Source organism: Acidovorax sp. Root267 (assembly GCF_001429215.1).
Lineage (GTDB): Bacteria > Pseudomonadota > Gammaproteobacteria > Burkholderiales > Burkholderiaceae_C > Acidovorax > Acidovorax radicis.
In genome coordinates this window covers 71,454-85,575 of the sequence record NZ_LMJC01000008.1, presented here as the reverse complement: position 1 = coordinate 85,575, position 14,122 = coordinate 71,454, and the positions used below count along the sequence as shown (strand labels likewise).

General features: G+C 67.3%; 14 protein-coding genes. 9 read left to right on the top strand and 5 right to left on the bottom strand.

Annotated elements, in window-relative coordinates; translation table 11 throughout:
• Positions 1-89: 89 nt before the first annotated feature.
• The 6 genes from ASE39_RS08860 to ASE39_RS08835 all read left to right on the top strand — a co-directional run bounded on the left by ASE39_RS08860 (position 90) and on the right by ASE39_RS08835 (position 5,549).
• On the top strand, positions 90-1,634 hold the full coding sequence (locus tag ASE39_RS08860; protein WP_057270892.1) for an ABC transporter ATP-binding protein: 1,545 nt from the start codon (positions 90-92) through the stop codon (positions 1,632-1,634).
• Between the two features lie 25 nt (positions 1,635-1,659).
• Positions 1,660-2,721, top strand: coding sequence for an ABC transporter permease (locus tag ASE39_RS08855; protein ID WP_010458722.1), 1,062 nt, complete (start codon positions 1,660-1,662; stop codon positions 2,719-2,721).
• A gap of 114 nt (positions 2,722-2,835) precedes the next feature.
• On the top strand, positions 2,836-3,759 hold the full coding sequence (locus tag ASE39_RS08850) for an ABC transporter permease (RefSeq protein ID WP_057270891.1): 924 nt from the start codon (positions 2,836-2,838) through the stop codon (positions 3,757-3,759).
• On the top strand, positions 3,760-4,398 hold the full coding sequence (locus ASE39_RS08845) for a LysE family translocator (RefSeq protein ID WP_057224684.1): 639 nt from the start codon (positions 3,760-3,762) through the stop codon (positions 4,396-4,398).
• A 36-nt stretch (positions 4,399-4,434) separates the two neighbouring features.
• Positions 4,435-5,058: a DUF4230 domain-containing protein gene (locus ASE39_RS08840; RefSeq protein ID WP_057270890.1), complete on the top strand. Its 624-nt coding sequence runs from the start codon at positions 4,435-4,437 to the stop codon at positions 5,056-5,058.
• A 47-nt stretch (positions 5,059-5,105) separates the two neighbouring features.
• Positions 5,106-5,549, top strand: a complete 444-nt coding sequence (locus tag ASE39_RS08835; RefSeq protein WP_057224693.1) for a hypothetical protein — start codon at positions 5,106-5,108, stop codon at positions 5,547-5,549.
• 124 nt (positions 5,550-5,673) lie between these two features.
• Here ASE39_RS08835 and ASE39_RS08830 read toward each other — a convergent pair whose 3' ends face one another.
• Positions 5,674-6,063 (bottom strand): VOC family protein, encoded by a 390-nt coding sequence (locus ASE39_RS08830; RefSeq protein WP_057270897.1) that lies wholly within the window; start codon positions 6,061-6,063, stop codon positions 5,674-5,676.
• On the opposite strand from ASE39_RS08830, the gene ASE39_RS27275 reads away from it, so the two are divergent.
• Both ASE39_RS27275 and ASE39_RS08825 read left to right on the top strand, forming a co-directional pair.
• A complete protein-coding gene (locus ASE39_RS27275; protein WP_282434124.1) occupies positions 6,062-6,190 on the top strand; it encodes a hypothetical protein in 129 nt (42 codons plus the stop codon). The two genes, ASE39_RS08830 and ASE39_RS27275, sit on opposite strands and share 2 nt — an antisense overlap.
• Entirely contained in the window at positions 6,183-7,457 is a 1,275-nt protein-coding gene (locus ASE39_RS08825; RefSeq protein WP_057270889.1) for an amidohydrolase family protein, read from the top strand. The genes ASE39_RS27275 and ASE39_RS08825 overlap by 8 nt, the downstream gene beginning before the upstream one ends.
• Positions 7,458-7,515: 58 nt before the next feature.
• Here the strand turns inward: ASE39_RS08825 and ASE39_RS08820 are convergent, their stop codons facing one another.
• From ASE39_RS08820 to ASE39_RS08810, 3 genes are read right to left on the bottom strand one after another with little or no spacing between them, the layout of a single operon-like run.
• On the bottom strand, positions 7,516-8,649 hold the full coding sequence (locus ASE39_RS08820) for an ABC transporter permease (RefSeq protein ID WP_057270888.1): 1,134 nt from the start codon (positions 8,647-8,649) through the stop codon (positions 7,516-7,518).
• A 1-nt stretch (position 8,650) separates the two neighbouring features.
• Entirely contained in the window at positions 8,651-11,455 is a 2,805-nt protein-coding gene (gene rbbA, locus ASE39_RS08815) for a ribosome-associated ATPase/putative transporter RbbA (protein ID WP_057270887.1), read from the bottom strand.
• Positions 11,419-12,486: an HlyD family efflux transporter periplasmic adaptor subunit gene (locus ASE39_RS08810; RefSeq protein WP_140426724.1), complete on the bottom strand. Its 1,068-nt coding sequence runs from the start codon at positions 12,484-12,486 to the stop codon at positions 11,419-11,421. The genes rbbA and ASE39_RS08810 overlap by 37 nt, the downstream gene beginning before the upstream one ends.
• Before the next feature lie 154 nt (positions 12,487-12,640).
• Here ASE39_RS08810 and ASE39_RS08805 point away from each other — a divergent pair, with 154 nt between their 5' ends.
• The gene (locus tag ASE39_RS08805) at positions 12,641-13,297 is read left to right on the top strand and encodes a hypothetical protein (protein ID WP_057224697.1); all 657 of its coding nucleotides are present in this window, start codon (positions 12,641-12,643) and stop codon (positions 13,295-13,297) included.
• Between the two features lie 135 nt (positions 13,298-13,432).
• On the opposite strand, the gene ASE39_RS08800 is transcribed toward ASE39_RS08805, so the two are convergent.
• The gene (locus ASE39_RS08800) at positions 13,433-14,062 is read right to left on the bottom strand and encodes a DUF1569 domain-containing protein (RefSeq protein ID WP_057224699.1); all 630 of its coding nucleotides are present in this window, start codon (positions 14,060-14,062) and stop codon (positions 13,433-13,435) included.
• Positions 14,063-14,122: the final 60 nt, after the last annotated feature.

Here is a 14,122-nt window from a genome sequence, read left to right as displayed (position 1 = left end):
CCTCTCCCCCCTCTCCCCCACCCTCTCCCGCGAGGGGAGAGGGATTAACAGCCAGCGGCTGCAGGCGCACTGCCCCCTGAATCACTGAGATGCCTCCCGTCCTACGCCTCACAAACATCACCAAGCGCTTTGGCAAACTGGTGGCCAACGACGCCATCAGCCTGACCCTGGCGCGTGGCGAGGTGCTGGCCCTGCTGGGCGAGAACGGCGCAGGCAAGTCCACGCTGATGTCCATCCTGTTCGGGCACTACGTAGCCGACGAAGGACACATCGAAGTCTTCGGCCAACCCCTGCCGCCCGGCCAGCCGCGCGCAGCGCTGGCGGCGGGCATTGGCATGGTGCACCAGCACTTCACACTGGCCGACAACCTCACGGTGCTGGACAACGTGCTTCTGGGTACCGAGCCGCTGTGGCAGCCGTTCTCGCGCCGCAGTAGCGCGCGGGCCAAGCTTCTGGCCGTGGCGCAGCAGTTTGGTTTGCCCGTGAATGCCGATGCCCGCGTGGGCGGCCTCTCGGTGGGTGAACGCCAGCGGGTCGAAATCCTGAAAGCGCTGTACCGGGGCGCGCGCATCCTCATCCTCGACGAACCCACTGCGGTGCTCACCCCGCAGGAGAGCGAGGCCTTGTTCGACACCCTGGCGCAGATGGTGGCGCAGGGCCTGTCCATCATCTTCATCAGCCACAAGCTGGGCGAAGTGCTGCGCGTGTCGCACCGCGTGGCCGTGCTACGCCAGGGCAAGCTGGTGGCCGAGGCGCCCGCGCAGGGCACCACCCAAGGGCAACTGGCGCAGTGGATGGTGGGCCATGCCATTGAAGCCCCTGCGCAACGCCCGGCCCGGGTGGTGGGTGCTGCCGTCTGCAGCCTGCACAACGTGAGCACCGCACCCACCGGCCGTGACCGGTTGCAGAACGTGTCGCTCACCCTCCACGCAGGCGAAATCGTGGCCATCGCGGGCGTCAGCGGCAATGGCCAGGTCGCGCTGGCCGATGTGCTGTGTGGCGTGCGCGCCACCACTGCGGGCCAAGCCACACTGCGCGGGGCACCCCTGCAAGCCCGGCCCGCGTGGTTGGTCAGCCAGGGCGTGGCGCGCATCCCTGAAGACCGGCACGCTGTGGGCGTGGTGGGCGATTTGCCGGTGTGGGAAAACGCCGTGTCGGAACGCCTGCGCAGCCACTGGTTTGCGCACCCATGGTTCAAGGCCTTCTGGGTCAAGCGCCGAGCAGCCCGACAACACGCGCAGCATGTGGCCGAGACCTTTGACGTGCGTGGCGGCGGGCTCGACACGCCAGCCCGGTCGCTTTCGGGCGGCAACATGCAAAAGCTCATCCTTGGCCGGGCACTGCTGCCGCCTGAGGATGAAGCGGGCCACAGTGCTCCTGCGCCCCAACTCATCGTCGCGCACCAGCCCACGTGGGGGCTGGATATCGGTGCCGTGATGTTTGTGCAGCAGCAGCTCATCAACGCGCGCGACGGCGGCGCGGCCGTGCTGCTGATTTCGGATGACCTCGATGAAGTATTGGCCCTGGGCGACCGCGTGGCGGTGATGCACGATGGACAGCTGAGCGAGGCGCGGCCTGCGGAGGCTTGGACGCGCGAGGCGGTTGGGCTGGCGATGGCAGGCGCCATGCACTGACCCAACATACAAGAACAAAATCATCATGCGACTCGAAAAACGCAATCACACCTCCCCCGCAGCCTATGTGCTGGCACCGGTGGGCGCCGTGGTTTTCACGCTGCTCATCAGCGGCCTGCTGGTGATGTGGGCCGGGGCGCCGGTGGGGCAGACCTATGCGCTGCTGCTGCAGGGTGCATTTGGCTCGGTGTTTGCGCTGACCGAAACACTAACCCGCGCCACGCCGCTGATCCTGACGGGACTGGCGGCGGCCGTGGCGTTCCGCGCGCGGCTGTTCAATATTGGGGCGGAGGGGCAGCTTTACGCCGGTGCTCTGGCTGCCGTGGCGGTGGGCGGCATGCATGGCGGCACGGGGTTGGAATGGTCGCCTTACCTACTCTTCCCGCTCATGATGCTGGCGGCAGCGCTGGCCGGGGCGGCCTTGCTGCTGGGCCCGGCGCTGATGAAGGCGCGGCTGGGGGTGGACGAGGTGGTCACCACACTGCTGCTCAACTTCATCATGCTGCTGCTCGTCTCGGCCCTGCTCGACGGGCCGATGAAAGACCCGCTCTCCATGGGCTGGCCGCAGAGTGTGGCGCTGCAAAGCGACATGGAGCTGGGCAAGTTGGTACCCCAGACGCGCCTGCACACGGGCCTGCTGTGGGCCATCTCTCTGGCCGTGATGCTGTGGGCGCTGCTGGCACGCACAGTGCCGGGTTTTGACATCCGCGCCGCCGGTGCCAATGCGCGGGCTGCGGCGTTTGCCGGTGTGCCCATCACCCGCACCGTCGTGCTGGTGGCCCTGCTCTCGGGCGGGCTGGCGGGGCTGGCGGGTGCTATTGAGGTGGCGGGCCGCACCAGCTATGTGACGCTCGACATGTCGCCGGGCTACGGCTACAGCGGCATCGTGATTGCCATGCTGGCGGGGCTGCACCCGCTGGGCGTGATTGCGGCCGGGACCTTTGTGGCGGGCGTGCTGGTGGGGGCCGACAGCATGAGCCGCGCGGTGGGCGTGCCCACCTACATTGCGGATGTGATCGTGGCGACCTCGTTGATTGCGGTGCTGGTGGCTGGCTTGCTCACACAGTACCGCATTCGCTGGAAGTGACGCCGCCATGAACAATCACTCAAACCAAAATTTCAAGCAAAATTGGCCTCTAGCGCTTATCCATAAAGCGCCAGCAGCTATCAAAACAGAAGTAAATCACTCAGAGGCGAGCGCATGACCGAACTGCTCGACATCCTCGCCAACCCCGCCTTCTGGATTGCCACCCTGCGCGTGGCCACGCCGCTCATCCTGGGCACGCTGGGCGTGCTGCTGTGCGAACGCGCGGGTGTGCTCAATCTGGGCATTGAAGGGATCATGGTCGCGGGCGCCTTCACCGGCTGGCTGGCGGTGTACGCAGGCTACGGGCTGTGGACGGGCGTGCTGGTGGCGGCGCTGACCGGGGCGGTGTTCGGGCTGCTGCACGCGTGGCTCACGGTGGGGCTGGCGCTGTCGCAGCATGTGTCAGGCCTGGGGATCACGCTGCTGGCCACGGCGGTCAGTTACTACGGCTACCGCGTGAGTTTTCCGAAGGTGAACACGCCGCCCACCATCGAACCGTTTGCGCCCATGGAGTGGCTGGGCATTCCTATCCTGTCTGCGCAGACGCCGCTCACGCTGTTGGCCCTGTTGCTGGTGCCGCTGCTGGCCTGGGTGTTGATGCGCACACCGCTGGGTCTGGCCGTGCGCATGGTGGGCGAGAACCCGCAGGCGGCCGAGGGCCAGGGCATCTCGGTGGCGGCCACGCGCACGGGCGCCATCGTGGCGGGCTCGGCGCTGATGGGCGTCGCAGGGTCGTTCCTCACGCTGTCGGCGTTCAACGCGTTCTTCTTCAACATGGTGAACGGGCGCGGCTGGATCTGCGTGGCTCTGGTGGTGTTTGCCTCGTGGCGGCCGGGCAAGGCGCTGCTGGGCGCCCTGCTCTTCGCGTTCTTCGATGCGCTCCAGCTACGGCTGCAGCAGGCGGGCGGCGCGTGGCTGCCGTACCAGGTGTATTTGATGCTGCCGTACCTGCTGTCCATCCTGGCGCTGGTGCTGGTGGCGCGCAAGGCAGCGTATCCTCAGGCGCTGATGAAGCCATACCGCAAAGGAGAACGCTGAATGCCTACGCTGCAAACGCTGCTCATGTTCGCTGCCGCCTCGCTGGCGCTGGCCGTGATCCCTGGTCCCACGATGCTGTTGGCGCTGGCCAATGGCATGGCCGGCGGCATGCGGCGCGCGGCCTGGGGCATGGCGGGTGCGGGGCTGGGCGCGGGCATCCTGATCGCGGTGGTGGCCGTGGGGCTGGGTTCGCTGCTCAACGCATCGGCCACATTGTTCAATGCAGTGCGCATCGGCGGGGTGTTGTATTTGCTGTGGCTGGCGATGCAACTGTGGCGCAGCCCGCCGGTGGATGTGAAAGCTGCCCTGGCCCATGTGCCGGGCCAGCAGGCCGTGGGCCGGGCCGCTTTTGTGCGCAGCCTGGGCGTGGCGCTGTCCAACCCTAAAACGCTGCTGTTCTTTGCTGCGTTTCTGCCGCAGTTCGTGGACCCGGCCCAGCCCCAGACGGTGCAGTACGCCGTGCTGGGTTCGCTTTTTGTGGGCCTGGACACGCTGGTCATGGTGGTCTATGCCACCGCCGGCTGGCAAGCCGTGCGCTGGCTCTCACAGCGCGGCCTGCGCTGGCTCAACCGCAGTTGCGCCGTGGGCATGGGCGTGCTGGCGGCACTGTTGGCTGGCTACCGGCGCCACGGCGCCTAGCTGCAGCAGCGTGTGCAGCCCCCACAGGTACGGGCCATGAGCCGATTTCAGCTTTTCCTTGCGGCAATGGCGGCCGCTGTCCTGGGCGCGGCCGGCATGTGGTGGGTGGCGTTCAAGCCCGCGCCGCCTGTGCCACCGCCCGCGCTGCTGGCGGTCGAAGGCATGGGGCATCTGGTCTCGGTCAAGGTGCGTTACGCCAACGTCATCGAGTTTACGCAGCAGATTACGCAGGGCATTCCGTGGACGCAGTGGGAACTGCTCCTGGGCGGCACTCAGGTGCTGCTGGTGGCCAAGGGGGACTGCCTGGTGGGCGCCGACATGCGCCAAGCCCGCTATGAAGCCGTGGACCCCGCCGCCCGGACGGCCGTGTTGTGGCTGCCCATGCCCGCCACGCTGTCTGCCCGGGTCCACCACGGCCCCCGGGACCAGGGCGGGTCTTACTTCTATGCCGTGCAGGGGACGGGCATCGAACCGCTGATCCCCGGCACCGCCAACCGCACCCAGGCCATCGACACGGCCCTGCAGCGGGCCCAGCAGGACATGGAGCGCGCCTGCCAGGCTGGCAACACGCTGGCCACGGCCAAGGAAAATGCCGAGGCGGTGCTCAAGCAGTTGCTTGCCGCCACGGGCTGGGCGGTGCAGGTGCGCTGGCAGCCATGAGCTTGCCCAGCCCCACACGGAGGCGGACGGCGTCAGCTTTTTGGGCCATGGTGCTGACGCTGGCCACCATTGCCAGCACCGGCGGCAAAGCCCACGCGCTGGGTGCCGACATTCCTTACGCCGCCTTTGCGGCAGCGCCGGACGTGGACTGGGTGCAGGTGTGCGGCCAATGGCCCATGGCCGCAGCAGAGGGCGCGGGCACGTACCGCATCGTGCACGCCACGCGTTATGCCCAGTCGTTTGTGTATGTGCAATGGCTGCGGCGCGACAGTAATGGCAGCGCGGCAGAGGTGCATACCGAGGGCATTGCGGCGCTCAACAACGACCACGCCGAGATATCGCTGAGCCAGATGCGATGCCAGGCCACCCGGCAGGGCATCCGCTTCACGGCGCGGGCTGAGTCAGGGCACGATGGGGCACTCTTTGGCATCACCATCGACGCAGGACACCGGCCTGGCGCACTGCGCTGGCGCACCACCCCAAGGCGTTGAGCCATGCGCCTGCGCCCCCCCGCTCCTCCACTGCACGCCAGCGCGCACCGGTTGGCAGGCCATCATGCACCGCCTCTGCAGTGACAGCTGTCTCCTGAATCCGTTTCAAGGCTGTGCAATACGCTCAGGCGGGCGCCCCCATGGGCGTGCACAGCTCCACCAGCGCGCCATTGATGTCCGCCACATAGGCCACAGTCTGGCCCCAGTGCATCTGCTCGGGGGCCTGTACCAGCCGAGCACCAGCGTCCACCGCACGCTGCAATGCGGCGGCTACATCGGCGGTGGTGAAGGCGATCTCAAAGCTGGGGGCATCGGCCGACGCGCGCTGGGGGTTCTTGCCCAGCTCCACCATCAGCCGCAGGGAAGCAAAAGCCAGCGAGGTGGCTCCCGTGTCCAGCTCGCCAAAATCGCCTGCATCGTGCAAAAAACGGCGTGCAAAGCCGAAGGCCTGTTCGTAGAAAGCGATGGTTTTCGGAACGTCTTCGACGTAGAGAATGGTGTAGCCAAATTGCATGAAAACTGCCTTTGCAAAAAATGCGTTGAAATGGCTGGATGCCTCCAGTGAAAGCCACAGCTTAGGCATGCAGCCCGCCTTTGTCTTGAATAAACCCGACAGCAACGACTCCACCCGCCATGCTTGACCTGCTCATCACCCACACCACCCTGCCCGACGGCCGCCAGAACATGTCGATTGCCGTGCAGGACGGCCGCATCGTCGAAGTGACCGAAGGCCTGCAAGCCCCCGCGCACGAGGCGGTGGATGCGGGCGGCCTGCTGGTCAGCCCGCCGTTTGTGGACGCGCATTTCCACATGGATTCGACCCTGAGCTACGGCCAGCCGCGCGTGAACGAAAGTGGCACTCTGCTCGAAGGCATTGCGCTGTGGGGCGAACTCAAGCCCACGCTGACGCACGACGCCATCGTGCAGCGCGCGCTGCAGTATTGCGACATGGCCGTGGCCCGGGGCCTGTTGGCCATCCGCAGCCATGTGGACACGAGCCACCCGAGCCTGCTGCCCGTGCAGGCCTTGCTGGATGTGAAGCAGCGCGTGGCGCCCTACCTGGATTTGCAGCTGGTGGCCTTCCCGCAAGACGGCGTGCTGCGCGCACCCGGCGGGCTCGACAACCTCAAACGTGCGCTGGACCTGGGCGTGGACGTGGTGGGCGGCATCCCGCACTTCGAGCGCACCATGGCCCAGGGGGCGGAAAGCGTGAAGATCCTCTGCGAACTGGCGGCCCACCGTGGCAAACGCGTGGACATGCACTGCGACGAATCCGACGACTCGCATTCACGCCACGTGGAAACCCTCGCCTTTGAAACCCAGCGCCTGGGCCTGCAGGGCCGAGTGACGGGTTCGCACCTCACCTCCATGCACAGCATGGACAACTACTACGTGAGCAAACTCATCCCGCTGATGGCCGAGGCCGACCTGGGCGTGGTGGCCAACCCGCTCATCAACATCACGCTGCAAGGCCGCCACGACACCTACCCCAAGCGCCGGGGCATGACCCGTGTGCCCGAGCTGATGGCTGCCGGCCTGACGGTGGCGTTTGGCCACGACTGCGTGCTCGACCCCTGGTACAGCGGCGGCAGCGCCGACATGCTGGAGGCCGCGCACATGGGCCTGCACGTGGGGCAGATGACCAGCCAGGCCGCGATGCGGCAGTGTTTTGATGCAGTGACGGTGAATCCCGCCAAGCTGCTGGGGCTGGAGGGCTACGGCATCGAGCCGGGCGCGTATGCCGACTTTGTGCTGCTGCACGCGCGCAATCCGGTGGAGGCCATCCGCCTGCGCGCAGCGCGCCTGGGCGTGTGGCGGCGCGGCAGGCTGCTGGCCAGCAGCCCGGCACCCGTGGCGCAACTGCACCTGCCGGGGCGGCCCGACAACGTGAATTTCACGTCAAATTAGCCTCTCACGCTTATGTATCAAGCGCAAACAGCTACACATTCAATAGCATTTCAAGCGTTCACGCCATGCGCGCAATCGTCCTGCGAAACCGCGCCAGCGCCAGGCTGAACAGCACCGCCCCAATCCCCAGCAGCCACACCAGCGACGGCCACACCACCGCCCAGCCCGCGCCCCGGTAGAGGATGGCCTGGGCCAGCTCGGTGAAATGCGTGGTGGGCGCCAGGGCCATGCCGTACTGCACCCACAGCGGCATGCTCTCGCGCGGGGTGACGCCGCCGGACAGCATCTGCAGCGGCATCATCACCAGCACCATCAGCAGCCCAAACTGCGGCATGCTGCGCGCCACCGTGGCCATGAAGATGCCCATGGAGGTGGTGGCAAACAGGTGCAGCGTGGCCCCCAGCAGGAACAGCGGCACCGAGCCCTCGATGGGCACACCAATCGCCCAGCGGATCACCGCCGTGAGCGACACCCAGGTAGCGACCAGCACCACCAGCGCCATGGCCCAGACCTTGGCCAGCATGATCTCGCCGGGGGTGACGGGCATGACCAGCAGGTGCTCCACCGTGCCATGCTCGCGCTCGCGGATCAGCGCGGCGCCGGTGAGGATGATGGAGAGCATGGTCACGATGTTGATCAGCTCCATCAGCGAGCCGAACCACGCGGGGTTGAGCGCCGGGTTGAAGCGCGAGCGCACCGTCAGTTCGATGGGCTGTTCGGCCACGGCGCGGTCGCGCTGCACGAACTCGGCCACCTCCAGCTGCACGATCTGCTGCACCGCCCCATTGGCCGCAAACGCCTGCCCCATGCGCGTGGCGTCGATGTTGAGCTGCACCTGCGGCACCCGGCCTGCCAGCACATCGCGCTGGAAATGCGCGGGGATGTGCAGGACCAGCGTGAAGCGGCCGGCGTCCAGGCCCGGGTCCACCTCGCGCATGCCGATCATGGCGGGGCGCGTGAACTGGGGCGCGTAGAACGCGGTGGCGATGCGCTGGGACAAGGCCGAGTCGTCCTCGTCCACGATGGCAATGGGCACATGGTGCAGCGTCTCGGGCTGCGCCATGCCCGCCGAGTACACCGCCAGCGTGGTGGTGTAGACGATGAGGAACAACATGGCCGGGTCGCGCCACAGGCTCCACAGCTCCTTGATGCCCAGGCGGAAAATATTGGACCAGCGGCCACGCAGCGCCATGTCAGGTCTCCTGCTTTTTGAGGAGCGCAATCGCAGCGCCAATGATGACCGGCACCGCCACCAGCATGGGCCAGAACTCGGCCTGCAGGTCTTGCAGGGCCAGCGCCTTGTTGAACACGCCCCGGCTGATGGTGAACATGTGGCTGGCTGGGTAGACCTCGCCCACCCAGCGCGCAAAGCCCGTCATGGACGACACCGGGTTGATGAGCCCCGCAAACTGCACGGCCGGAATAATCGTGCCCACCATGGCAAAGAACATCGCCGCAATCTGGCTGCGCGTGACGGTGGAGGCCAAAAGGCCCATGCCCGTGGAGCACAGGCTGAACACCACGGCGGCCAATGTCAACGTGGCAAAACTTCCCGTCATCGGCACGCCAAACACCGTCACTGCCGCCAGGCACATCAGGGCAAAGTTGAACAGCGCCAGCAGCACATAGGGCAGCTGCTTGCCCAGCATGAATTCGGTGCGCGTGGTGGGCGTGACATACAGGTTGATGATGGAGCCCAGCTCCTTCTCACGCACCACGGCCAGGGCCGTGAGCATGGCGGGCAGCATCAGCAGCAGCAGCGGGATCACGGCAGGCACCATGGACGGCAGGCTGCGCACGTCGGGGTTGTAGCGATAGCGCGGCTCCACCTCCAGCAGGCCCCGGGGCGCCACGCCCGTGCGGCTGCGGCTTTGCTCCACCAGCCACTGCTGGTGCAGGCCCTGGGCGTAGCCGATGACGGTTTCGGCGCGCTGGGGCATGGCGCCGTCCACCCAGGCGCCGATCTGCACCGGCTGGCCGCGTGCCACATCGCGCGCAAAGCCAGGCGGGATCTCCAGCGCCAGCGATATCTCGGCGGAGCGCATGCGTGCATCCAGCTCGGCGTAGGTGGCAATCGGCGGCTGCTCCGTGAAGTAGCGCGAGCCTGCCAGGTTCAGCGTGTAGGCGCGACTCAGCGCGGTCTGGTCGCGGTCCAGCACGGCAAAGCGCAGGTTCTCCACATCCATGCTGATGCCGTATCCCATCACGAACATCAGGATCAGCGAGCCGAGCAGCGCCATGGCGCCGCGCACCGGGTCGCGGCGCAGTTCCAGTGCTTCACGCCATTGGGTGCTGTGGATGCGGGCCTGGCTCTGGCGCAGGCGGGTGTGCCAGGTGGGAGTGTTGGGCGCGGACACCGGCGATAGCGCAGTCGTGCCCGAAGCCGCCACGGGTACAGGAGCCTGGGCCGTGCCCGCAGCATCTTCCAGGTAGCCGATGAAGGCTTCTTCCAGCGTGGTGGCGCCGCGCTTTGCCACGATCTCCTGTGGCGCGGCACTCTCCAGCACCCGCCCCGCGTGCATCAGCGAGATGCGGTCGCAGCGCTCGGCCTCGTTCATGAAGTGGGTGGAGATGAAGATGGTGACCTTGTCGCGCCGCGCCAGCTCCACCATCAGGCGCCAGAAGTGGTCGCGTGCCATCGGGTCCACGCCCGAGGTGGGCTCGTCCAGGATCAGCAGCTCGGGCTGGTGCACCATGGCCACGGCCAGCGACAGGCGCTGGCGCATGCCCAGGGGCAGTTTCATGGGCAGCGAGCCGCGCGCGGCCTGCAGGTCAAAGCGCTCCAGCATGGCCGTCACGCGCGCGGGCACCTCGGCCTCGGGCACATGGAACAGGCGGGCGTGCAGCACCAGGTTCTGCTCCACCGACAGCTCGCTGTACAGCGAAAACGCCTGCGACATGTAGCCCACGCGCCGCCGCGTGGCCATGTCCCTGGGGTCCACCGGCTGGCCAAACAGCCAGGCCTGCCCGTCACTGGCGGGCAGCAGGCCGGTGAGCATCTTCATGGTGGTGGACTTGCCGCAGCCGTTGCTGCCCAGAAAGCCAAAGATCTCGCCGCGCTGGATGCGAAAGCTCACGTGGTCCACCGCCACAAAGTCGCCAAAACGCATGGTGAGGTCGCGCGCCTCGATGGCGACGTTGGCGGCATCATGGGCCTGCGACCGGTCCAGCGGCGGAATCTGCACCGCCTGGTGGCCCCGGCGCTTGGCCTCGGGCAGCAGGGCCACAAAGGCCTGCTCCAGCGCATCGTGCCCGGTGCGGGCCATCAGCTCGGCCGGGGTACCAGTGGCGAGAATGCGCCCCTCGTCCATCGCCACCAGCCATTCAAAACGCTGGGCCTCTTCCATGTAGGCCGTGGCCACGATCACGCTCATGCCCGGCCGCGCGGCGCGGATGCGGCCGATCAGGTCCCAGAACTGGGCGCGCGCCAGCGGGTCGACACCGGTGGTGGGCTCGTCCAGGATCAGCAGGTCGGGGTCGTGGATGAGCGCGCAGCACAGGGCCAGCTTTTGCTTCATGCCGCCTGAGAGCTTGCCCGCAGGCCGCGGCAGGAATGGGTGCAGGCCGGTGCTGCGCGTGAGTTCATCGATGCGCCGGCGACGCTCGACCGCGTCGTGCCCGAACAGGCGGCCAAAGAACTGCAGGTTCTCTTCCACCGACAGCGTGGGGTACAGGTTCTTGCCCAGGCCCTGCGGCATGTAGGCGATGCGCGGGCACACGCGGCTGCGGTGGCGGCTTTGGGCCATGTCGCCGCCCAGCACCTCCACCGTGCCCTGCTGCACCGCGCGGGCACCCGCCACCAGCGCCAGCAGGCTGGACTTGCCCACGCCGTCCGGCCCGATCAGGCCCACCATGCGGCCGGCGGCCACCTCCAGGTCGATGCCATCCAGCGCCACCGTGCGCCCGTAGCGCTGGCCCACGCCACGCAGGCGGGCCACGGGTGCCACGCTGCCGGGGAGGCTCACTGGTCGGCCTTGACGGCGAGATTGGCGGGCCATTCCACCGCAGGGTCCACCCGCAGCCAAGCCACGCCAGGCAGGCCGGTCTTGACCTGCTCCTGGTGGCGCAGCAGCAGCGCCTTGTCGATCTGGGCGCGCACGCGGAACATGAGCTTCTGGCGTTCGCTCGCGGTCTCCACCGTCTTGGGGGTGAACTGCGCGGTGCTGGCTACGAACGACACGGTGGCCGGGATCACGAAGCCCGGCGCGGCATCGAGCACGATGCGCACCTCGCTGCCCAGCGCCACGCGGCCCACCACCGTCTCGGGCAAGAAGAAGGTCATGTACACGTCGCTCAGGTCCACCAGCTGCAGCACCCGTGCGCCCGCGCCCACCACCTCGCCAGGCTGCACCACGCGGAACTGCACGCGGCCGTCGCGCGGCGCCTTGAGCTCGCTGTCGGCCAGCTCCACATCGATGCGGGCCAGCGTGGCCTGAAGCGCGCGCACGTTCGCCTCGGCACTGGTCACCTGCGTGCGCGATGCCCCAATGCCCGCCTGCGCGGCCTTGGCCTGGGCCTTGGCTGCGGTCACGGCGGCCTGCTGGCTGCGCACCTTGGCGCGGTCGTCGTCGAGCAACTGGCTGGAGAAAAAGCCTTCGCGCGCCAGCTGTTCTGAGCGCGGCAGGCGGCGGCGGGCGGTGTCGAGGTCGCTCTCGCGCTGGGCCACCACGGCCAGGGCAGCCTGGTAGTCGCTCTCGCGCTGCGCCACCTGCACCTGGGCGCTGCCGATGGCCAGTTGCGCCTGCTGCAGCCGGGCCACGGCTTCTTCGCGCTGGGCCTGCAGGCCGTCGATCTGCATCCGGGCCAGAGGCTGCCCCGCCTTCACAAAATCGCCCTCGGCCACCAAAACATCGAGCACACGCCCCGCCAGCTTGGTGGCCACGGCAATCTCGGTGGCCTCGATGCGGCCGTTGCCGCTCACAAAACCGGGGCCGGGCCCCTTGGCCTGCCAGGGTGCCCAGTGCAACAGCAGCCCTCCTCCCAGCAGCACCACGGCCAGGGCCGCCGCTGTCTTCCAATGCTTGCTCATGGTCCATCCTTGCGGGCACCTGGGCCCATCGGGGGATGGTAGCTTTGCACTCCACGTTGCCCCAAGCTGCAGCACGCCCTCTCTTGACCTGCATCAATCGTCCCCCCAACATCCGGCCTGCACCGGCCGCGCGTGGCTCTCACAACCGAAACCCATGACCGCCTTCACCCCCCCGCCCCTTTCCGACACCCTTGCCTGGTTGCTGGGCCGTCCTGTCAGCGCCGAAGACGGGCCGACGGAAGATGAACTGGCTGCCGCAAGCCATCGCCTGGGGTGCAAGGTGCCCCCTGCCCTGCACGCTTACTACGCCGCCGTGGGCAGGCGTGCCGATTTGATGGCCGGTTTTCAGCGGTTTGCGCCGCTGCAGGATTTGGAGTGCCTGGGCGACAAGCTGCTGTTTCTGGAAGAAAACCAGGCCGTGTGCTGGTGGGCCACCGATGCGCAGCAGCGGGTATGGCAAACCACCGACCTGGACGCCCCCGACTGGCACGAGGAAGACCTGGGCCTGGATGCGTTTTTGCACACCATCGCCTACTACCAGATGGCCCAGGGTGGCTACCCGTTCTGCGGCATGCGCGCGTGCCATGGGTTCTCAACGCAGGGGGGCCTGGCAGCGCTGCTGCACGCCATGCAGGCGCAGGCCGTGGTGGATGTAGCGGGGCTGCGCATCTTCACCGTGGGGCCGCAGGCGCTGGTGTGGTACCTGCATGCCGAGGGGGAGCTTGCAGAGCCGGGCTTGTTCCTGAGCGCCCTGGACGCCGATCGCTTTGAGGCGCTGTGCGCCCAGTGGGACTTTGACGATCTGGGCTGATCTGACAATCAGAAAATGTTAAGAAAAATGGCTCCAGCGCTTATTGAACAAGCGCTAATAGCTACATTATTTATAGCAAACAATCTCAGTCAGGGTTCCGCGGCCCACACCGCACGCGTTGCACCAGCCCTCCACTCAGCCCCGCACATCAAACGCCGACAGGTGATTGGCCAAGTGCATGGCGTGCGCCTGCTCGTACTGCGCGCGGCTCAATGCCCCGTAGGCAAAGTGCGGCTGCAGCGGCCCGGCATGGGCGGCAAAGTCCTGCACGGCCTTGCGCAGCCGGGCCAGGGCCGCTGACGCGTCGGGCGTGGACGCATCCAGCGCGGGCGCGCCGGGAATGGGTTCTGCCAGGTTGTGGCTCATGCGGCCGCGCAGGGCAAACACGTTGAAAGCTGCTGCACCCAGCGTGTTCTGGAACAGCGCCGACTTGGGGGCCGGAAAACCCTGCAGCGAGAACTCGATGCTCTGTGCGCAGTGCTCCAGCGTTTGGGACCAGTTCCAGGCCGTGGCGGGCGCAAGCGGCTGGACCTCGGCGCCCGCAAGGCGCTCTACCTCTTGCATGGCCTCGCGCAGGTTGCCAAAGACCAGTTGCCGGTCATTGCCGGGCCGGTAAAGCAGGTAACCCGCCCCGGCGGCCGCTGCCCCTCCCAGGACGGCCAGCCCCGTGCCCGATTTCAGGAACGCCCTGCGCGGTGCAGCGGGTGTGGAGGGCGACGCATCGGACGCGGCGCCCGGGTTGCTGACGTTGGGATTCACTGCCATGGGGTTGTGGTCTGGTGTGGGTGGGCCGAAGGGGTATCCGCCATTTTGCGGCAGGCGAAT